Source organism: Olivibacter sp. LS-1, from assembly GCF_008245145.1.
Lineage (GTDB): Bacteria > Bacteroidota > Bacteroidia > Sphingobacteriales > Sphingobacteriaceae > Olivibacter > Olivibacter oleidegradans.
Genome location: NZ_CP041643.1, coordinates 2,969,312 through 2,992,514, shown reverse-complemented (window position 1 = coordinate 2,992,514; position 23,203 = coordinate 2,969,312). Strand labels below are relative to the sequence as shown.

Below are 23,203 nucleotides of genomic sequence, written 5' to 3'. Positions count from 1 at the left end.
CAAGAATAGCAAGTTGTTTCATTTTATTTCGAAATTATTTCGAAAGATTATTTTTGATTTCTTAAAAGGATGATTTAACTTTGCTATACAAACCAATTGATAAGAAAAGAAAGAATAGCTAAATTGGGCACCCACATGCAAGAAAACACCATTCTCCAACACACATTCAGCCGTAACGTTAGTTTAGGGCAGCTAAGTCAAAACAGTCTTTGGGATATCGCCATCATTGGAGGTGGAGCAACTGGCCTTGGCATAGCAGTCGATGCGGCTAGCCGAGGTTATAAGACGCTACTGGTAGAACAGGCAGACTTCGCCAAAGGTACTTCCAGTCGAAGCACCAAGTTGGTTCATGGAGGTGTACGATATCTTGCACAAGGTGATATCAAGCTTGTTTACGGTGCGCTCCGGGAAAGGGGAATTATTTTCAAAAATGCGCCTCATTTGGCACATGCGCAAAGTTTCGTCATACCATGCTACACCTGGTTTGCGCAACTGAAATTTTTAATAGGACTCAAGATTTACGATTGGATGGCAGGCAAATATCGCATCGGGAGGTCGTCCCTTCTGTCCAAAAAAGAAGTTACCACTCGTATACAAGGCGTAAAAGTCAAGCACCTGAAAGGTGGTATAGAATATTACGATGGACAATTCGACGATGCTCGTTTAGCGATCAATCTTGCACAAACGGCTTCACAGTTTGGAGCCACGCTGCTGAATTATGCCAAAGTAGTCAGCTTAAATAAAGACGAAAAAGGAAAGACAAATGGTTTTACGGTTCTCGATCAAGAAAGTGGGGAAGCCTATAAAGTAAAAGCTAAAGTGGTTATCAATGCCACCGGTGTTTTTGTAGACGAAATCTTAACGCTTGAACAGCCAAAACATCAAGCGCTAGTTAGGCCCAGCCAAGGTGTTCATATTGTAATAGAACGTTCTTTTCTCCAGGGAAAGAGCGCCTTAATGATTCCTGAAACGAGTGATGGCAGGGTTCTTTTTGGCGTCCCTTGGCATAACAAACTAGTGCTGGGTACAACGGATACCCCACTTAATCAACACAGCCTAGAACCAAGAGCACTTGAACAAGAAATAGATTTTATCTTAAAGACTGCGGGGGAATATCTTGACAACAGGCCAACCAGAAAGGATGCATTAAGTATATTTGCCGGCTTAAGACCATTGGCGGCTCCTAAAGACGGCAAAGAAAGCACAAAGGAAATCTCACGTGACCATAAATTGCTAGTCAGCGATTCCGGACTAATTACCATTACAGGCGGTAAGTGGACCACTTATCGAAAAATGGCGGAAGACACCGTAAATCAAGCCATTAAAACCGCCAATATCGCTTTTCAGCCATGTAAAACAGTCGACATCCGAATTCATGGTGCAGACATAAGCAATCACGAACAAGGTCATTGGACCGTTTATGGCTCAGATGCCGAAAAAATCAAAAGCCTGATATCAGAAGAAAATGGATTGGGAGAAAAGCTGCATGTCAACTATCCGCATGTTAAAGCAGAAGTAGTATGGGCTATCCGCGAAGAAATGGCACGTACGATTGAAGATGTGCTGGCTAGGCGAATACGCATGCTTTTTCTCGATGCAAAAGCTGCTATAGAAATGGCCCCAACCGTTGCCCAAATAATGGCCAGTGAGTTAGGGAAAGATGCAAATTGGATAAAGGAACAACTTATGGAATTTGACACGCTTGCCAAAGGTTACCTTATTGGTTTACAATAATAAGTCGATACAAACTAACATTATAAAATAAAATATGAGCCAAAGCAAATATATACTTTCACTTGATCAAGGCACAACAAGTTCTCGTGCTATTATTTTTAACCACCAGGGAGAGATTGTATCCATCGCGCAAAAAGAGTTTACACAATTTTATCCTAAATCCGGGTGGGTAGAGCATGATCCGCGAGAAATTTGGTCTTCACAAATAGCCGTTATCGCCGAGGCCCTGGTAAAGGCAGAAGTTAAATCAGTAGATATAGCGGCCATCGGAATTACTAACCAACGCGAAACAACAATTGTTTGGGATCGTGAAACCGGCAAACCTATCTATAATGCCATTGTCTGGCAAGACAGACGAACCGCTCCCTATTGCGACGAACTTAAAGAACAAGGTTATGAGGAGCTTATCAGAAAGAAAACCGGATTATTAATAGACTCTTACTTCTCCGCAACAAAGATCCGTTGGATCTTGAATAACGTAGATGGAGCGAGAGAAAAGGCCGAAAACGGAAAGCTCCTCTTCGGTACCGTTGATAGCTGGCTTATATACAATTTGACGGATGGCGAAAAGCATGTTACTGATGTAACAAATGCATCCCGTACGATGCTATACAATATTTCAACCATGCAATGGGATAAAGAACTGTTGGATCTTTTTGAAATACCCGCAAGCATGCTTCCAGAAGTTAAGTCATCGAGCGAAATCTATGGACAAACCGCAGGAAAAATACTGACAGATCGCATTCCGATAGCCGGCATTGCAGGCGACCAACAGGCTGCACTCTTCGGACAATTATGTACAAGCGAAGGAATGGTAAAAAACACTTATGGGACAGGTTGCTTTATGCTGATGAATATCGGCAACAAACCAATCGTTTCAAAGAATAATTTGGTGACTACCATAGCATGGAAAATCGGCAGCCAGGTGACTTACGCCTTAGAAGGTAGCATTTTTATTGCCGGGGCCATCGTACAGTGGCTTCGTGATGGTCTGGGCATTATTAAATCGTCTGAAGAAGTGGAGGCCTTAGCCAGTAAGGTGGAAGATACGGACGGTGTATATCTAGTTCCTGCCTTTGCGGGTCTCGGTGCTCCGCATTGGGATTCCTACGCTAGAGGGACAATGGTTGGATTGACAAGAGGTAGCAATGCGTCCCACATTGCTCGCGCCGCGTTGGAAGGAATCGCTTTCCAAACAGTTGACATATTAAAGGCTATGGAAGCAGATGCAGGAAAAGAAATCCACGAATTACGTGTAGACGGTGGCGCTACTAACAACAATCTGCTTATGCAATTCCAGGCAGATATTTTGCAAGCAGCGGTCGTACGACCGAAAATCACCGAGATTACGGCTATCGGAGCAGCTTATCTTGCAGGCTTAGCGGTTGGCTATTGGAAAGACATGGATGATTTGAAAGATCAATGGCAAATCGACAAAACCTTTAAACCAGATGTTAAAATCGATATTGAAAATCGTATGCAAGCTTGGCATCGCGCTGTCGAAGCGGCGAAAGCCTGGGCAAGATTGGAAAATCAATCGGCCAATTAGCCAATGTGATAATTAGTCGATAAATGAGCCGGCGTGACAACCGAAGAGGTGAGTTTATCCGGCCTTTAACACATTCGGAATTAGCTTGTTGGCTGAAAAAGGAACTCGCAATCGGTTACAAATAATTGACGACAAATAACTAACAACCAGCAACTAACAACTACTAACCAATAACGAATAACTTATAACCAATAACGAACAACAAATAACTAATAACCAATAACTAATAACCAATAACTAGAAGTTAACAACTAAATTATGACACCTTTTATAGCTGAACTATTAGGCACGATGATACTGATCTTATTAGGTGGAGGCGTCGTCGCTAATGTGGTACTCAAAGGCACCAATGGACACAGTAGCGGCTGGATCGTAATCACAACCGGCTGGGCATTAGCGGTTTTCACAGGCGTAGTTATCGCAGGCCCCTATAGTGGGGCACATTTAAATCCAGCAGTTACATTAGCAATGATTTTAAGCGATAATCTAAGTTGGGCTACCGCCTGCTCTTATGTGCTGGCACAATTTATCGGCGCAATGACCGGCGCTTTTTTAGTATGGCTCATGTATAAGGACCATTTTGATGAAACCGAAGATGCAGGTGCCAAGCAAGCCGTATTCTGTACCTCGCCTGCTCTCAGAAATCTACCTATCAACTTAATCAGCGAAATTATCGGAACATTTGTCCTTATTATCGCTGTGTTTTTCTTTAAAGATGGTGAGATCGCCATTGATGATACCAAAGCACCAATAGGTTTAGGATCCATCGGCGCAATACCTGTAGCTTTTGTTGTGTGGGTGATCGGCTTGTCACTTGGAGGAACAACCGGTTATGCGATTAATCCGGCCCGCGACTTAGGCCCTCGGATTATTCATGCCATTCTGCCTATAAAAAATAAAGCAGGATTTAATGCAAGCTATGCTTGGGTGCCCGTTATCGGTCCACTGATTGGCGCTGCCCTGGCCTATGTTGTTTATATAATCGTCACGTAATATTTTGTTCGTATGCCTGATAGAAGGTGTACGCGTGCCTTTTTCAATGTTAGCTAACAATTTAATAACATATATATAACATTATAAACCGGCTGTACCACAGCTTCATAAAGTGTCTAGCTTTTAGACACACGTATTTAAATGAATTTACTTAGACTGCCATGGCCAACGGTGTAATAGTTTATGCCTTTGCTTTGGCGGAAGGGTAAGTTTCATGGCCATTAAGAACAAATTATTAATGAAAATTATGAAAAGCAACATTTGTCTACTGTTATTTGCATTTATTGTAAGTACAGTAAGTTTTGGGCACCTGATGGCGCAAACAACACAAGGGGCTATCACCGGTACGGTAAAAGGAGAAAACCAAAGTCCGATCGCCGGCGCTTCTGTAATCGTAAAAAATGAATCTACGGGGTTTACCAACACAACAACAACGAACAGCAACGGCCAGTTCAACTTTAAGCAGCTGCCCTTAGGTAAACCTTATACCATTAGAGTTACTTATATTGGCTATTCTGCCTATGAACAAACCGGTTATGCCCTCAATCAGGGAGATATTTTACGTCTCAATATTTCTTTAGCCAGTAAATCCGTCCAAATGGATGAAGTCGAAATCAGTGCATCTAATATTAAGAATACCGTAGGGAACTTTGGTGCTGCAACTTCCGTTACGGGGAATGATATACAAAAACTACCGGTAAATGGCCGAAATTTCACCTCCCTGATAGACCTCTCCCCTATGAGTAATGGTAACAGTATGGCCGGACAATTAGCATCTTCCACCAACTTTACATTGGATGGCATGACGTCTCGTAACCCAACTTCAGGCGGTACCGCCAATCGCCGTGGCGGCTCCTATGCTATTTCCATGGAGGCGATACGCGAATTTAAGATTGTAACCAATCAATATGATGTAACTTATGGTCGTAGTGGCGGTGGTACCATTAATACGGTGACCAAATCCGGAACCAACACCTTTACGGGAAGCGCATTTGGCTTTGCACGGGCCGACTGGTTATCCAGTCCCTACGATATCCGTGGTAATAAGCAAGATAATGAATTCTCTACTTACCAATATGGTTTTTCATTGGGAGGACCGATTGTAAAGGACAAAGCACATTTTTATGTCACCTGGGATCATCAAGCGGATGCCAGACCCTTCCAAGTTGCCGACATCCGTTCACCCGAAGATGAAAAGCGGTATAATGTAACCCAATCAACGCTTGATCAGTTCTTAGATATTGCCAGAAATAAATATGGTGTTGCCAGTTCGCAGCAATTTGGATCTTTCGACCGAAAGCGGAGCACCGATGCCATCTTTGCGCGTGTTGACTGGCAACTTAACAACAAACACTTGCTCACCCTACGAGAAAATTTTGTCTATGACAAGAACAATCATAGTTTGGGTGATAATTCCAAAATCAACCTATATGAAGTGTATGGCTCCGTCAAAACATCCGATAACAGTTTCTTAGCAACGCTGAGATCTGTGTTAAGTCCCAAAATCACCAATGAACTCAAAGCACAGCATTTGTACACTTCCGAATCCTCTGTTCCCAATGAACAGCTTCCCGGCAAAAGTATCCCGAGAGCAATCATTCAAAATATCAGTTCAACCATTGATGGAAAAGAAGTTTTAACCGATATACAATTAGGCGGACAGCGCTATATACCGGAATATTTTTACAACAACGTATTTCAGTTATCTGACAATTTATACTACAATACCGAAAAGATAAACTACACTTTTGGAACAGACATCATGTATACCCATATGAAGTCGCTATACGGCAGTGAAATGAACGGGCGCTTCTATTTCACAGGACTGGAAGAGTTTAATAATTTAGATCCTTATCGTTATGCTCGCGAAATTGCTTTGGAAGACGATCCCAGCGTTAAGCAAAATATTTTGACTGCCGCACTTTACGCCCAGATGCAAACCAAGCTCGGAAAGGGCTTAGACATGATGGCCGGTATCCGGGCAGACTACACATCTTACATCAATAAACCGAATTTCAATCAACTGGTTTATGATGAGCTGGGATTAAATACATCCAATGCCTTAAATAGTTTTATCCTTCAGCCACGGATTCAATTTACCTGGGACATTAACGAGCAACAACGGGATATCCTTAAGTTTGGCGCCGGCATTTTTGGATCCGACATTAACAATTATGCCATGATCAATAACATGGTTTTCGACGGGACAAAGGTGGCAACCATTGATGTTCAGCGTAACGCTCCCGGTGCGCCTCTTGGCATTACGCCCAACTTTCCACAATATAGACAAGATCCAAGTACCGCACCAGGATATGAGTTATTTGAGCAATTAGGCATAAGTCCTACTTCTACTATTAACATGAACGGAAGCGATGCCAAGATACCTACCGTTTATAAAGGAAACATTTCATACAACCGGCTTATTACCAATCGTTTAAAACTAGGATTAAGTCTATATGCCAGTTTAGCGAGAAACAATTATATGTATGTCGATAAAAATATGGTTGACGAACCATTTTTTCGCATTGCCAATGAAGCGAATAGAGGCGTATACGTTCCGGCATCAACAATTAACACCGCGAATGGATCGGCCGACTGGCAGAACGGGCGTAAATCAACTAAACTAGGAAGGGTGTTGGAACTGAATAGCGAAGGAAAGATCAACCAATATGCCGTTGTTCTCGATGGAACTTATCAATACTATAAAGACGGCGTCCTATCGTTCAGCTACACCTGGAACGATAGCAAAGATAACACCTCCTTTAATGGTGATGTTGCCAATACTGCTACCTTAGAATTAATGACGCCGGGCGATCCACGTGATTTAAGTAGAATGGCTTATTCCAATACGCAGTTCCGCCACAAGTTAGTAATATATGGCGCGTTACCCACCTTCTATGGCATCAGTATCGGTTTGCGCTATTCGGGAATAGGCGGAACACGCTATTCATTGGCCGTTAACGGAAACGTAAATGGTGATTTTGTTAACTCAAACGACTTAGCTTATATTTTCGATCCGAATAATAACAACGTGCCCCAAGCCTATCGGAATGCCATTCAACAGATTTTGGATAATCCGGAGGCAGATGCCGGTTTAAAGGAATACATTAAACAGAGCATCGGACAGATCGCCGAGCGGAATGGTGGTACCAATGGATTCTACGGAACCTGGGATTTGCGGATAACCAAGAGATTTACGACTTACAAATCGCAGTATATCGAGCTTTCCGGAGATATCTTCAATTTAGCGAACTTACTCAATAAGGACTGGGGCGTACAAAAAACCTTGGGAAAGCAGAATATTTATAACATCAGAGGCTTTGATCCGACATTAAATGTTTACAACTATAATGTGAATACCAATGTAGGCGTCATTAATCCGTCCGGAAATCCTTATCAAATACAAATAGGTATTCGCTACGGTTTTTGATCGGCGGTAATAAACCGCTCGAAAGCCTTTTTAATTATTCAACTATTATATGATTTCGGGAACATCCTTAATCATTTGCTTTCGTTTCAAGGACACACTTTTCATTCAATCAATATTTTACATCAAATGAAACATTATGAAACCTACGTAATTTTCAGAAAACAAAAAGAAGAAATCATTAGTCATGCCTCTCGCTTAGGGTAGAGCCTGTTCATAATAAAAGAAAAAACAAATGAAAAAAATTAAAACCAGACCACTAAAAAAAAGAAGTTTGATCTTTGCCGATTATAGGTTTCGGTGCCTATTAGCGTTCCTATTATACGCGGCCACGGCTTATAGTCAACAAACCTTTACTATTCAAGGTACTGTTAAAGCCATAGACACGAAAGAGTCGTTACCAGGTGTATCTATCGTTGCCAACAATAAAGCTATTGCCATTTCCGACGCGAATGGGAATTTTGCTGTTAAAGTTAATGCTAATACCAGCATAATTTTCAAATATGTCGGTTATCGACCCTATACATTGAATGTGACAAGTAATTTAACAAAGCTTTCAATCAGCTTAGAATCAGCGAACACTTTGTTAGAAGATGTTGTCGTCGTTGGATATGGTACGCAAAAAAAGGAAAATGTAACAGGTTCCGTCAGTACCTTAGATATGAAGGAAAAAGAAGGATCGCCAACTACAAACATCAGTAATGCATTAGCAGGGATGCCTGGAATGTTCGTTCGACTTGGCCAAAGTCAACCGGGAATTGATCGATCGGAAATTAGGATTCGAGGCATGGGTACACTTAGCAATAATAACCCCCTCGTTCTGGTTAATGGCATCGAATACTCGATGGACGAACTAAATCCCGATGATATTCAAACCGTAACGGTACTGAAAGATGCATCAGCGGCAATATATGGATCAAGAGCTGCCAACGGTGTTATCTTAATTACGACCAAAAAGGGAACTGGGGTATCACAAGTGAATTATAATTATTACAACGGTATTCAAAATCCTACACGAATGCCCGACGTCATCTGGGATCCGATTCAATACATGCGTTTAAAAAACCAAGCACTCGCCAACCAAGGACAGGCCCCCGTTTATTCGGACAGTCAAATTGAAGAATACCAGGCTGGAATGGCATCAGATCCTCATACCTACCCAGCCAACAATTGGTTTGACATCGCTTTAAAAGATGGCAACATACAAAAGCACAACCTGAGCTTTGGTGGAAGTTCGGACACCTATCAATACCGCTTGTCATTGGGGTATTTAGACAGAGATGGTATCATTATCGGGCCCTCTGATAACGAAAAGCGTTATTCGCTCGGTTTCAATGCATCCATCAATATTTCGCAACGTTTAAAAGTGGGCGCATCCATTGACGGATATTATCGAAACTATGAGCAACCCTTTTATGGAAATAACTTTTTCCAATATTTAAGTCGCACACTACCCATTTTGACAGATCGACTTGCAGATGGTCGTTACGGCAATTCCTGGTTATCTACGCCTGGCAGAAACAATTGGGAGAATCCGCGAATGATTGCCGAAACCGGTTATTCCAAAAAAATCGTTCAGCGCTTTTTAGCCTCCGTTTTCGGAGAATACAAATTGCCCTGGAACATCACCTACAACATCAAGTTTGGCGCAGACAAATATGATGGTCTCCTTTCTCAATTTACCCCGCAAGTGCAAAGCTTCAATCCAAAGACATTGAAACCAACCAATTGGAACAGCCCCGCTACGGCGCCAAGATCTAATAAAACGGACGACAATGACTTAAATCTCCACTTCTACAACACATTAGACTGGAAACAACAGTTTAAGCAGAAGCACAATGTAGCGATCATGGTAGGCTCTGCTTATGATTACTTCAGCAATGGACAGTTTGCTGCTGAAATGACGGGATACTTGGACGAAACCTTAACGGCACTGAGTGTAGGAAGCATTCGGAACGCAATCTCCGGAAAAACTACCGAAGATGTTTTGATATCCTATTTTGGAAGAGCGAACTACGATTATAAAAACAAATACCTATTGGAGGCGACTTTTCGTTACGATGGTTCTTCCAGGTTCTCCAAAGAAAACCGATGGGGTTTCTTCCCTTCCATTTTAGCCGGGTGGCGTATTGATCAGGAAAATTTCTTTAACTCAAACACCATCAATTTATTAAAGTTACGCGCCTCGGTTGGCCGCTTAGGAAATCAGGCTGTCGAGCTATATAGTTATGAAAACAACATTGAACTTAAGCAAGATTATAGTTTCGGAGGGCCGAGTGGATTATTAGCTCCGGGTGCCGCGGCTTTGGCTTATGCAGATCCAAGGACAACTTGGGAAACAACAACGACCTACAATGGGGGCCTTGATATCGAACTTATGCAAAGCAAGTTAAATCTAACCGCAGATGTTTATAAAAAGCATACGACTGGTATTTTAAGAACAGTTAACTTCCCCTCTCAAGTAGGCTTAACAGGACCTAAGAGAAATGTTGGCACCGTAGATAACACGGGATACGAACTAACGGCGCAATATCGCGATCAAATAGGCGCAGTAAGCTATGGAATACAGGGTAATGTAGCATACAATAAAAATAAAGTGATCGATTTGGACGGCCAAATTCTTTACGATTTCGACACTAATTTATCAACCATAACAAAAGAAGGATTACCCATTAGCGCTCACTACCTATTGCAAGCGGACGGCTTTTTCCAAAATCAGGAGGAAATTGACAACCATGCCTTTCAAAGCAACGCAACTAGGCCAGGCTACATCAAATACAAAGACATCAATGGCGACAATATTATAAACGGTGAAGATCGAGTAGCTTTGGATGAATCGTCTGCTATTCCGAAGTATACTTACGGATTCGGTTTTAACATCGATTATAAAGGTTTATCATTTCGCGCATTTTTTCAAGGCATAGCCGGTCTTAGAATTTACCCGATGGCAAACCTAGCTTATCCTTTCAACAACGGAGCAGGTGCCACAACCGAATGGCTCACTGATGCCTGGACGCCTGAAAACACGCAAGCCCGATTACCCATTGTGACGGAAAGTACGGGCAATAAGGACAATTTTCTCCAATCTGATTTTTGGCTAAAAAGTGGCTCGTATTTGCGTTTAAAAAACGTACAGTTGGCCTACTTGATTCCTCAGAAATGGACATCAAAAATCAATATCGCTAAGGTTAGCGTCTTTGTAAATGCAGAAAATTTCCTGACTTTTTCTAAATACAAAGATTTCGATCCGGAAACGATTATCAATTATAGCTCCTTATATCATTATCCGATGTTAAAAACCTTTAGTGGCGGCATAAATGTAACGTTCTAAAATCATCTTAAGACAAAAAAATGAAAAGTAAAAAATATAAAATAGCCGCCATTTACACGATGCTTGTTTTGGCGGGATGTAACCCGGATCTTCTAGACAGGGAACCCGATTTCAAGTATACCGAAAGCAATTTTTGGCAAACAGAAGCTACTGCAAACGCAGCATTAACCGGCATTTACGCCGTATTAACCGGTAATGGTTTGTTCGGAGGAGATGCCACTCCTTTATGGGAAGAAGGCGCAACTCCTAACGCTTATTGTTATAGTGGCGGTACCTTAGGCTACGATGCGATTGGACGTAGCCAGCAATCCGCCAGTACAGAAGGAATTATTGCCAATCGTTGGGCACAATGCTATCAAGGTATAGGACGTGCTAACACATTCTTCGCACGAGTGGGCGATGTTGGGCTCGATGCTGAAAAACAGAACCTCATGGAGGGGCAAGTTTATTTCTTAAGAGCGCTTTATTATTTTGAACTGGCTACCTATTATGGTGGAGTGCCCCTTATTTTGGAAGCACCAAATCCGGACACACAAGTAAGCATGCCTCGGAATTCCCGAGAAGAAGTGATTGCACAGGTTATAGCTGATCTAAATACGGCCGTTGAGAAACTTCCGGTAAAACATGCAGGTGGAGATTTAGGAAGAGCTACAAAAGGCGCCGCCATGGCACTAAAAGCGCGTGTGCTCCTCTACGAAGCAAGCCCTCTTTTGAATCCGAGCAATAGTTCCGAAAAATGGCAGGCTGCTGCAGATGCAGCAAAAGCTGTATTAGACCTCGCTCCTGCGGCAGGCTATGATTTGTTTGAAGACTATAGGAAATTATTCCTTCCGGAAAACGAAAACAATAAAGAAGTTATTTTCGATGTACAATTTCTATTTCCTGACGAAGGACACTCATTTGATCTGATCAATACACAATATAATTCGAATGCACCACTTCAAGATTTGGTGGATACTTACGACATGAAGAACGGATTGCCTATTACCGACCCTGGCGCCGGCTATGATCCTGCAAAGCCTTATGAAAATCGTGATCCCCGACTAGCCGCAACAGTCGTATACCCTGGGTCCCTTTTTAAGGGAGAAGTTGCAAGTGCCGACTATTATAAACAGACCGGCTTCGCGATGAAAAAATATTCCATTTATGACGCAGAAAAACCACCAAAAGATAAATCTGATTTAAAGTCCGGGCAATCAGAAACGAACTTCATTGTCCTACGATATGCGGATATATTGATGATGTATGCAGAGGCACTCAATGAAATAGATCCAGGCAATCCTGCCATTCTCGAAAACCTAAACAAAATTCGAAAACGTGTCGGTATGCCGGAAATTCCATCCAATAAAAGTCAATCAGAAATGCGCGAACTCATCAGGAAAGAAAGACGGATTGAGTTTGCAGGAGAAGCGCTTTATTATAACGACATAAGACGTTGGAAAATTGCCGAAGTTGTTATGAATGCCCCTATAAAAACGTGGCAAAACAACATTATTGAGACGAGAAAATTCAATCCGGCAAGAGATTATTGGTGGCCTATTGCGCAAAAAGAGTTGGATCTGAATTCGAAACTTGAACAAAATCCAAATTATTGAATTAACATAAAGATAGCATTTATATAACACAAAGCAATCCGAGCAAAATCGCCTATTATCATGGATAATTTGTAATTTGCTCAATTGTTTGCAAGCATATTTAACAACACAAAAACAATGAAAAAACAATCTTTTTTAATCACTGCAATTTGTTTATTTACTTTTATGCAAAGCACTTATGCTCAATTTAATAAAAACGTAGTTATTGCGCACAGAGGGGCTTGGAAACAGGCCGGTTTACCGGAAAACTCCCTTGCGTCATTAAATCATGCGGCTGAACTCGGTTGCTACGGTTCCGAATTCGATGTGTACTTAACTAAAGATGATATCCTGGTGGTAAATCACGATAGGGATTTTTACGGTATCGATATAGAGACTGCAACATATCAAGAATTACTAGCCAAAAAGCATCCGAACGGCGAATCTATTCCAACCGTTGAGGCCTATCTTAAAGAGGGTATGAAACAGAAAAAGACAAAACTGATCTTTGAGTTGAAACCTTCCAAATTAGGCAAGGAACGTGTATTGAAGGCTGCGGAAATGTCTGTTGTCCTTGTTAAAAAATTAGGTGCCGAAAAATGGGTAGACTATATTACCTTCGACCGCGACGCAGGCAAACACCTAGCAAAACTGGCCCCAAAAGCTGAAGTGGCCTATCTTAACGGCGACTTAAGTCCGGCCGAAGCAAAAGCTGATGGGTTTAAAGGCATCGATTACCATTACAATGTTTTCAAAAAAAATCCATCATGGATTGAGGATGCCCACAAGATCGGCTTAACAGTTAACGTTTGGACTGTAAACGACGCAGAGGAAATGAAAAGTTTGCTCGATCAAAAAGTAGAATACATTACCACCAATGAACCTGAGCTGCTTTTTGACATTCTCAGCAAAAAGTAAGCCCGATGATGTTAGTAGTAAACAAAATCAAGAAAGCCCTGTTTATCTGGGGCTTTTCTTTCTTATTTACCTTTTCTTTTGCGCAAACCTATCGGCCAATCCACGGTTGGACAGACCAGGTTAATCAAAAGTTGGAAAGTTTCCTTAACTCGACCTTAATTATCAAGGAGCGAAAAGTTGCTGTTTTCGATTGTGATGGAACACTCTTTGGACAATCTCCTTATTACTTAGCTGACGAAGCAATCTACGCGTTTGCCAAGGAGAATTATGCAAAAAAGGTAGACAATTTATCTAAAGCGAAAATGGCCATTATCGATGCAATGTTGCATGGAGACAATGTAGGCGTCAACTATGTCAAAAATCGCATTGCTTTTTTAGCGGGCTTGACGCCAGATGCAGTCAAGGCAATTGGAAAAAACTGTTTCTATGAAAAATATCGGTCGAAATTTTACCCGGAAATGCGTGAATTGCTCGCAAATCTACAACACTATGGATTCGAAATCTGGGTGCTTTCGGCATCGCCGGAACTACTCTATCAGCAATTTGTAAAGGAAAACCTTGGCATCCCGGAAGAACGCATACTAGGTGTAAAGTCGGTAGTTAGTCACGGCAGAGTAACTAATCAGTTGGTTTGCCCCATTCCGCAAGACGGGGGTAAAGCGGAAGCCATTCAAACATTTATCAAGGCTCGCCCCCTATTAGTAGGTGGCAACAGTCGCGGGGATCTGGAAATGATGAACGAATCGGTGGGTATCAAACTTATTGTAAATCCCGATGATGAGAAAATAGAAAAAGGCATACACGCGGGTGACATGGATGGGTATACGGTTAAACAATACTGGGAAGCGCATGATGCCTTAACCGTTTATTGCCATGATGCCGACGACACAAAATCTACCTATATCACAAAAGAATGGGGTATCCCCCCTAATAAAAGTCATCCAAAGATTAAGCATTAAATATAACTATGTACAAGCTGAAATCACTTTTAATAGCTTATTTGCTGTTCATGGGCTTTTTAGAATCACAAGCTCAGCAAGGTTGGGATAGCACTTATCGCCCGGCCATTTACCCCCTGCTCGTTGATCAATTTAAATCCTTTCCAAAAGCTAAGTCAGACATCATTTTCCTTGGCAATAGCATTACTGCAGGAACAGACTGGAATGAATTATTGCAAATCCCGCAAGCGCGTAATAGAGGTATTTCCGGGGACATAACGTTTGGCGTCCTTGAACGACTAGATGATGTGATTGCCGGTAGACCGAAAAAGATATTCGTGCTCATCGGTATTAACGACATATCCAGAAATATACCGGACGACGTTATTCTCAATAATTACGAAAAAATAATCGACCGAATACAAAAAGGTTCACCCAAAACCCACATCTACTTCCAAACTCTGTTACCGGTAAACAGTACTTTTGAGAAGTTCAAAAACCACTATGGTAAAGACGAACATATTCTTTACATAAACGAAGGCATCCGAAAGCTAACCACGGAAAAGGGCATTCAATTAATCGATTTATATCCGCATTTTCTTGATGGAGACAATCGTTTGAAGGCCTCCTTGACGCACGATGGTTTACATTTACGTATGGAAGGTTATCAATTATGGGCAAAAATCTTAAAAGATGGAGGTTACTTATGAAATCTATTTTAAAAATTTGGGTATTTAGCTTTATTCTATTCCACCTTGGAACGGAGACTTACGGACAAAACAACTCCTATCAACCCCCTGCGCTAACGGATAGCAATTCATGGTCAATGATCTTATTACCCGACCCGCAAACGTATGTGAAATTTAGTCGTAATCAAGCTATTTTTGACCTGATGACCAGTTGGATAGGCGAACAAATAGATCCCTTACATATTAAAATGGTTCTGTGCACGGGCGACTTGGTTGAACAGAATAATATATGGATCCCCGAAGGCAAAAATGGTAATCAAGTAAGTATTGAACAATGGCGCTCGGTAGCGAAGGGCTTTAATAAACTAGATGGCAAAGTGCCTTATATTGCAGCTACAGGCAATCATGATTACGGCATTAAAAGTGCAGAAAATCGCGAAACCAACTATAATCAGTATTTCCCACTCGATAAAAATCCATTGTCAAAAGCTTTACTGAAGGAAGTTGGTTACGATATTGACGGTAAACCAAGTTTAACAAACGCGGCTTATGAATTTAGCGACCCAAAAGGCATCAAATACTTATTTTTAGTGCTTGAATTTGCACCGCACGATGGTACCCTAGCTTGGGCGAAAGAAATAGTCAATAAACCCGCTTATGCACAACATCGGGTTGTCTTGCTTACACACTCCTATCTAAATGCGAAAAACGAACACATAGAATCAGAAGGTTACAAATTGCAAAATCCAAATTATGGAAAGGCTGTGTGGGAAAAGTTAGTAAAACCTTCAAAAAATATTGTCTTAGTTTTTTCCGGCCATATTGGTGCACCTGATGATGAAAGAGCCCATATCGGCTTCCGAACAGATACCAATGCCGGTGGGAAAAAAGTACAGCAAATGACCTTTAACGCGCAGGCCTTGGGAGGTGGTTGGCATGGCAACGGTGGTGACGGATGGTTACGTATATTGGAATTTTTACCGGATGGAAAGACCATCAAAGTAAAAACCTTCTCTCCTTTATTTGCCATTTCGCCGGCGACACAACATTTAGCTTGGCGCACAAAAGACTACGATGAATTTTCGTTTGAACTGGATTAAATCAGAAAAGAAAAGCCTTCAACCGGGGAGATTGAAGGCTTCCTAACTAACCAATTATAAACCTAAATTATGAATGATACAAAGATAGTGTACAAAATACACTTTGACAAATCTTTTTTTGCTGTTTAACATTTTGATGACAATGATTGTCAGTTTAAAAAACAAGCCCTGTGATTTGGGAACCACAGGGCTTGACAAACCCAATATAAACAAAAACCAACTATAAGACTATGGAAAAGTCAAATGGTTACATTCGCTGTTAAAATTTTAACAAATTTTAACAAAATGGACTATATATTAATTCTTCTAGGGTGGGCGTAAAGAAAATTCTGTTAGAAGTGTGGAAAAGACGTTATGCGAAAAAGCGAAGGGAAGGAATTGTGAATTGGGGCGACTCCGCAGAACGGTGGGTTGAGAAACGAATTTTTAGCGCGAACCGGACAGCCTTGATGTTTGACTCACTTTGCATCAAGGTAAATTGAGATAAATTAAAAAATAAAAGAATCTGATTAAAAAACCTTCGTTTAACATAAAAAAAGACATTATTCGTTACCGAAGGTCATCTTGTCAAAAACATCTATGTCAATTCATTATTAGGTTAATGAATTGTTCGTTTTTAGACCATTTTTTGCGTCCCTTAGATTTTTCAAGGTAATCGACGCTATTTCGGCTAGCGCTTCCGTTGTAAAGAAACCCTGATGTGAGGTAATAAGTACGTTGGGGAAGCTCATTAATCGCAAAATATCATCATCGTCAATAATATGCTCCGAAAAATCCCTGAAAAACAACTTTTCTTCCTGTTCGTATACATCAATACCTAAATGTCCCACTTTTCCGGTTTTCAAAGAATTAATAATATCTGTAGTATGAATTAAGGCCCCTCTGCTGGTGTTAATAAGCATAACACCATTTTTCATTAAAGCAAGGCTCTCTTCCTTAATCATATGTTTAGTACTCGGCACTAATGGGCAATGGAGTGAAATAATATCGCTTTTTGACAGGAGTTCCTCAAAATTCACATTTATAATATAGTCGGGATGAGTCGACTCGACCGGATCATACCCTAAGAGCTCACATCCAAAACCATGCATAATTTTACAAAATGCCAGTCCTATTTTTCCTAAACCTACCACACCTACTTTCTTTCCATGCAGATTAAAGCCGGTTAAACGATTTAAGGAGAAATTACCTTCCCGCACTCGATTATAAGCTTTATGTGTTTTTCGATTTAGCGTCAAGATCATAGCTACCGCATGTTCAGCGACTGCTTCCGGCGAATAGGCGGGGACGCGATATACGCTGATTTCAAAGCGCTGAGCGGCCTCTAAATCGACTTGATTAAATCCTGCACAACGTAAAACCACGATTTTAATGTTTAAGCCAGCGAGCCTTTCAAGCACTTTGGCATTTGCATGGTCATTTACAAAAATGCAGACCGCATCACAACCTTCCGCAAGTTTTACCGTTTGCTCATTGAGGTCGATATCAAAAAAAAGAAAACGATAAGCCTTCTCCTTGTTCATTTCTTCAAAAGAAGATTTATCGTATGGTTGTGCACTATAAAAAGCGATCCTCATCTTGTGTATATATTTATCGATACAAGATAAACGATCTCCCTTATATAACAAAATAAAACGCAGTTAGGTTACCTGCTAAACAAAGATTCCCGTAGTTTGTAGCATAAAGTTGTGCAACTCTATATTTTTAACAAAGGGTTTAAGTTGTTCACTTCCAGGACCATACATAGCAAGTTCAACATAGTCGGCAGAATGATCCATTGAACCCCAACCGACGGAAAGGTGTTTCTCCTGAATTTGGGCTAGCTTTCTAAATGGAAGTTTGCGTGGATTATAAAGGCCATCTCCATCAAGCGTCTCATAATGGCTCAACAGTTCGTTTGCTTCGTCGATCGTGATCGAATAGCCTTGCGCAAATTCGATACGCTCAATCAACCTCGATGGCGTATAACTTTTATCCGTTCCGTTTAGAATCCAGTCATTTGTATGTTTGAACGACTGAATGAGGTCGAAATTCCTATTCGCTTGTTCCCCATAAAACAGACCTGGATTCGCGTTACCGTGATCAGTGGTCAAAACCACTAAGGTTTCCTTATCAGCTAAAGCAAAAGCCATTGCTTCTCCTATTGCTTCATCAAAGGCCAATTGGTCATAAATAAGTGCTCCTGCATCATTCGCATGAGCAGCCCAATCTACTTTTCCTCCTTCTATCTGTAATACGAAACCATTCTTATTATTCTTTAACTTCTTAATCGCTGCCTTAGTCATCTCGGCCAAACTTGGCGTTGTTGATGCTAGTGTGGGATCATTCGCTCGATCCAACGCATATGGTAAACCGTCGGCATAAAAGACACCCAATATCGGACGATCTTCCTTATCCGAAAGGGTATTCATTTCATCCCGATTTTGAAATACCATAAATCCAGCTTGTCGATATTTAGCGAAAAGGTCTTGCTTATCTTCCCTTTTATCGGCACTGAAAAATTCAAGCCCGCCGCCCATCATGACGTCAAAACGCAAGTCTAAATATTGAAGTGCAATACCGGGTTGATCTGAGCGCTTATTGCTATTTACGCAGAAACCGGCAGGCGTAGCATGGGTGATGGGGACAGAAGTAACACAACCAACCGATTTACCTGCAGCCTTAAATTTTTGTAGGATAGGTTTATTAAAAGAACCATCAGCATTCACATTTAATGAACCATTCGGAACACGTACCCCTCCTCCCCAAGAAGAGCTCGCGGCAGCTGAGTCAGTCACCAAAGAACTCGCGGACGCTGTGTCCATTAACGCTCGAACCGCCTCATTTCTTTCATATAGTGATAACCAATTACTTTGTCTACCTTCCTTTCTTTGCAACAGTAAGTTAGCCATATTTAAGGTTCCGGTACTCATCCCATCGCTCACCATAAAAATAATATTCTTGGCTTTCCTTACCGACGGGTTTTTCATTGGCCGATTGCCGGCAATTGATTGAAACGGGGATAATACGGAAGCCCCTAATGCGGTAAATGCGGTATTTCTAAAGAAATCTCTACGTTTCATTTATTTTTGTTTTTATATCATTAGCTCCCAAACGTACTCCTATGGGCAGTGTTAGTAAATGACAAATTTAAACGAATAATATTAATAGCAACTTAGTTTCATTTTAATTTTATATTAAGTTAACAAGTTTGCGGTAAGTGTTTTCAAACACTAAAAATAGAGAACATAAAATGCAGATGTATTGCAAAAAACTATTGCCAAGAAGTGGTTCTCCTTACGGCAACCACTTTTATGTTCAATAGATTGTTTAGATTAAACGAAGGTTTAATTTGTCACTTTCTTCCGAAGACCACGAAGTAGCTTGAATGCCATAAAAACGAACAAGTGATGAAAAAAGTAACCAAAGACTCGTCGCTTGGAACTTTGCTTTAAATGGTAATGCATCAACGTGCAAACCGCAAATTTCCTAGGCGACATTGTGGCAGAACGAAGGGACTTTACTTTTAACCGGACGTATTATTATTTCTTCAGCCCTAAATATAGCCCTGTGTGTGGGAAAAACGGCCTTGGAGGATATCGATGCAACGAGCAGCAAAGCATTTGCACACATGTTCGTCTTGCAATACTCAAGCGGATTGAGGAAGTGAAACGGCTCCAATACGCGCCATGAATGCTTTGCCATCAGTTGCGAGATAGTCTACAAAGCCTTGGGTTTTGCTCAACTTTTTGCCAAGAAAAAGTTGATAAAAAAAATCTTTCCTTTAACACCCTCCCCCGATTATACTTAAGCCCGTGAGATTAAAAGAAACGGAATTAAGGTGCGACTACTGATTAATAGCCCTTATTTTAGCAACCAACAACGTGATCACCAATCCAAACACGCCAATAACTGCATAAGAATACCTTAAACTGGCTAATTCAGCGATATAACCAATGAGCGGTGGTCCCATAAGAAAACCAAGATAACTCACGCTCGATACCATTGCTAAGGCAATTCCCGGTGATACTTTAGCATTTCTCCCGGCAACACTATAGACCGTAGGAACAACGGTTGCGACTCCTAGTCCTACCAGCATAAAAGCAATTACTGCCGTAATAATATAGGGAAACAACACCGCCAAGAACATACCCGATGATATCAATACGCCACTCACTTGCAAAACCCTTTTTCTACCCAATCGAGCAATGAGCCGATCTCCAATAAAACGCCCTGAAGCCATCATCACCATGAAGGACGCGTAGCCAAGGGGTACCAATGCCTGCGGCGCTTTTACGATATCTTTGAAATATACGCCACTCCAATCAAACATCGCCCCTTCAGTAGCCATACTGCAGAAGCCTATCACACCCAATTGTAGCAAAGCCCCCTCAGGTTTGGAGAATAATTTCTTTTTAGTAGTACTGGCCGGTCCTACCCCTGCTACAAGAAACTTATTATTGATTAGGATACTTATCCATACCAGGCCTGCGATAATCCAAAAATGTAGATAAGGAGCAATATGTAGATTGATCATCAATAGGCCTACCAAAGCACCTGTAAACCCTGCAATACTCCAAGCCCCATGAAAAGAGGACATGATTGGTTTGTCGAAAAGATTCTCTGCGGCAACCCCTTGTGTATTTACTGCTATATTACACATGTTACCGATGATTCCAAATATAAATAAGGAAACACCTAAATGCCAACCCTGAGAAGCTAAACCTAAATTAGTAAGTGCAACCACATATAAAGCGGCAGCTACGGTTAACACTTTTTTACTGCCAAACTTAGTTACTAAGGTACCGGAGAGCGCCATTGTAGCCAATTGGCCTAGCGGTAGTGCAAATAGTAAGCTACCTAATTGCCCGTCAGAAAGATGAAGTTTAGTTTTAATATCCGGAATACGACTTGCCCAAGAGGCAAAAGCCAAGCCTTGACAAAAATAAAAAAGAGATACAGCCAAACGGACACGGTTGCGATTATACGCAGTAGCAGGAAGTATATGAGTTTCCACGTTTATTTAATAAACTTAACGAATCGGTTCAAATTGAGCCAAAGACGATAAGAGCAGGTGTAGTTTGGCTCTCTTTTCAATATCCAATTCTTACGCAAAGTTCATAAAAAGAACATAGATTACATAAATTTTTTTTGGGATTAGTAGAGTTTTTATACTAGTTAAGTAGTTGAGTGGCGATCACATTTAAGAACTGCTCGACAACTCAACTATTCAACCTAGCAACCAATAACTATAAATCCGTAATAGGCGAATATCGAGGTACTAGCGATTTCATAACTACCCAGCCAATGATATAGCAAACCGCGCAAACGGAAAATATAATAAAATAACCAGCTTCAATACCATGAAAACCCATGAAGGACATCTCCGTTTCTTTGCTGTAATCGAAGAGCATTCCGGAACCCTTATTAATAAAGAAAGAACCCACGCCTCCAGCCATACCGCCGATACCCGTAATCGTAGCAATAGCTTTTTTGGGGAACATATCACCTACGGTGGTGAAAATATTGGCAGACCAAGCCTGATGTGCTGCACCAGCTATACCGATAATAATTACAGGAAGCCAATAACTTATATGTCCTAAAGGTTGAGCAAACAGCGCTAACAAAGGGAAAAAGGCAAAAATCAACATCGATCGCATACGGCCCTCATACGGATTCATCCCTTTTTTATCGACGAAGTAAGTTGGAAGCCAACCGCCAATTATAGAAAGCAGGGTAATAAGGTATAAAACAAAAAGAGGTAAGGCACTTTGTGTAGAATCCATACCGTATACGGAACTTAAATAAGCAGGTGTCCAAAAGAGGAAAAACCACCAAACTCCATCAGTCATAAACTTACCAAAGGCAAATGCCCATGTCTGATTATATTTCAAACATTTAACGAAAGAAGCTTTATCGGTTGTTTCTTCTACATAGTCAACCAACTTCCTATCGTTTATTAAATCTTGCTGAATATAGTCGAGTTCCGCTTTTCCAACGCGTGGGTGTACCTCAGGTTTATGGTACATAAACACCCAAAATCCCATCCATATGAACCCTAAAGCGCCTATGATGATAAAGGACATCTCCCATCCATAGGCTTCGGCTATAAACGGTATGGTAACAGGAGCCGCAAGTGCACCTACCGTTGCACCCGCATTAAAAATACTGGTAGCAAAGGCTCTATCTTTTTTCGGAAAATATTCAGCCGTCGCCTTAATTGCCGCCGGAAAATTACCCGCTTCCCCTATCGCTAATACAAGTCGAGCAAAGATAAAAAGCGTGACACTGATTGATATAATTTTTGCAGAATCGCCAACGAGGGCTAGTGCCTCTTTCGCGCCTTCAAACCCTACGAACCATTTGCCGGTTAACAACCCTGACGTTGCAATACCACAAAATGCGTGAAGACAGGCACCGATCGACCAAATTCCTATTGCCCATAGAAAACCTTTTTTTGTATCTAACCAATCTACGAATCTACCAGCGAACAAAAGAGATATCGCGTAAAATATAGAGAACAAAGCTGTTATGTTACCATAATCATTATTGGTCCATTTGAATTCAGGTGCAATGAAATCTTTCCATGTTAAGGAAAGCACCTGACGGTCCATATAGTTGATCGTAGTAGCAAAAAATAGCAGTGTACAAATTGTCCATCTGTACTTACCTATTGTCTCTTTAGAATTCATGATTTATGGCAATAAATGTTAATTAGGTTAAAAGAAAACGTTTGCACATTCATACGTTTTCCTTACGTTAGTTATTCAGCTACAATGATATTAAATTTTGGCTAATAATCCTAGCGTAGAGTCGGCTTTCTGTGGTTAGGATATAGGTGTCAGGATATAGGTGTCAAGACACCTGCCTACCGGCAGGCAGGTAAGTATCAAGAAAAAATCTTATTCTGACACCTCATCTCTTAAACCTTATCCCCTAATATACCTAAAACCGTATACTTATACCCTACA

14 protein-coding genes are annotated in these 23,203 nt (G+C 41.1%); 10 read left to right on the top strand and 4 right to left on the bottom strand.

Going from position 1 to position 23,203, the window contains the following annotated elements; all coding sequences use genetic code 11:
* Positions 1-135 precede the first annotated feature (135 nt).
* From FKG96_RS11955 to FKG96_RS11910, 10 genes are all read left to right on the top strand, one after another.
* Positions 136-1,734 carry a glycerol-3-phosphate dehydrogenase/oxidase gene (locus FKG96_RS11955; protein WP_242627343.1) on the top strand — a complete coding sequence of 533 codons (1,599 nt, stop codon included), beginning with the start codon at positions 136-138 and terminating at the stop codon, positions 1,732-1,734.
* A gap of 34 nt (positions 1,735-1,768) precedes the next feature.
* A complete protein-coding gene (gene glpK, locus FKG96_RS11950) occupies positions 1,769-3,283 on the top strand; it encodes a glycerol kinase GlpK (protein WP_013666175.1) in 1,515 nt (504 codons plus the stop codon).
* Between the two features lie 258 nt (positions 3,284-3,541).
* Complete coding sequence (locus tag FKG96_RS11945) at positions 3,542-4,276, top strand: MIP/aquaporin family protein (protein ID WP_130857551.1); 735 nt, start codon at positions 3,542-3,544, stop codon at positions 4,274-4,276.
* Between the two features lie 247 nt (positions 4,277-4,523).
* Positions 4,524-7,706 (top strand): TonB-dependent receptor, encoded by a 3,183-nt coding sequence (locus tag FKG96_RS11940; protein WP_242627345.1) that lies wholly within the window; start codon positions 4,524-4,526, stop codon positions 7,704-7,706.
* Between the two features lie 232 nt (positions 7,707-7,938).
* Complete coding sequence (locus FKG96_RS11935) at positions 7,939-11,034, top strand: TonB-dependent receptor (protein ID WP_130857553.1); 3,096 nt, start codon at positions 7,939-7,941, stop codon at positions 11,032-11,034.
* A 20-nt stretch (positions 11,035-11,054) separates the two neighbouring features.
* Positions 11,055-12,629, top strand: coding sequence for a RagB/SusD family nutrient uptake outer membrane protein (locus tag FKG96_RS11930; protein ID WP_210421309.1), 1,575 nt, complete (start codon positions 11,055-11,057; stop codon positions 12,627-12,629).
* 117 nt (positions 12,630-12,746) lie between these two features.
* A complete protein-coding gene (locus FKG96_RS11925; protein ID WP_149105546.1) occupies positions 12,747-13,526 on the top strand; it encodes a glycerophosphodiester phosphodiesterase family protein in 780 nt (259 codons plus the stop codon).
* Between the two features lie 5 nt (positions 13,527-13,531).
* Positions 13,532-14,485: an HAD family phosphatase gene (locus tag FKG96_RS11920; RefSeq protein ID WP_246860274.1), complete on the top strand. Its 954-nt coding sequence runs from the start codon at positions 13,532-13,534 to the stop codon at positions 14,483-14,485.
* Between the two features lie 8 nt (positions 14,486-14,493).
* Positions 14,494-15,174 (top strand): GDSL-type esterase/lipase family protein, encoded by a 681-nt coding sequence (locus FKG96_RS11915; RefSeq protein WP_130857555.1) that lies wholly within the window; start codon positions 14,494-14,496, stop codon positions 15,172-15,174.
* Complete coding sequence (locus tag FKG96_RS11910; protein ID WP_130857556.1) at positions 15,171-16,253, top strand: metallophosphoesterase; 1,083 nt, start codon at positions 15,171-15,173, stop codon at positions 16,251-16,253. The genes FKG96_RS11915 and FKG96_RS11910 overlap by 4 nt, the downstream gene beginning before the upstream one ends.
* A 593-nt stretch (positions 16,254-16,846) precedes the next feature.
* Here the strand turns inward: FKG96_RS11910 and FKG96_RS11905 are convergent.
* From FKG96_RS11905 to FKG96_RS11890, 4 genes are all read right to left on the bottom strand, one after another.
* Entirely contained in the window at positions 16,847-17,830 is a 984-nt protein-coding gene (locus FKG96_RS11905) for a 2-hydroxyacid dehydrogenase (RefSeq protein ID WP_130857557.1), read from the bottom strand.
* A gap of 75 nt (positions 17,831-17,905) precedes the next feature.
* Positions 17,906-19,315 (bottom strand): alkaline phosphatase, encoded by a 1,410-nt coding sequence (locus FKG96_RS11900; protein WP_130857558.1) that lies wholly within the window; start codon positions 19,313-19,315, stop codon positions 17,906-17,908.
* A 764-nt stretch (positions 19,316-20,079) separates the two neighbouring features.
* Entirely contained in the window at positions 20,080-21,249 is a 1,170-nt protein-coding gene (locus FKG96_RS11895; RefSeq protein ID WP_013666164.1) for an MFS transporter, read from the bottom strand.
* A 232-nt stretch (positions 21,250-21,481) separates the two neighbouring features.
* Complete coding sequence (locus FKG96_RS11890; protein WP_130857559.1) at positions 21,482-22,924, bottom strand: MFS transporter; 1,443 nt, start codon at positions 22,922-22,924, stop codon at positions 21,482-21,484.
* Between the last annotated feature and the right edge of the window lie 279 nt (positions 22,925-23,203).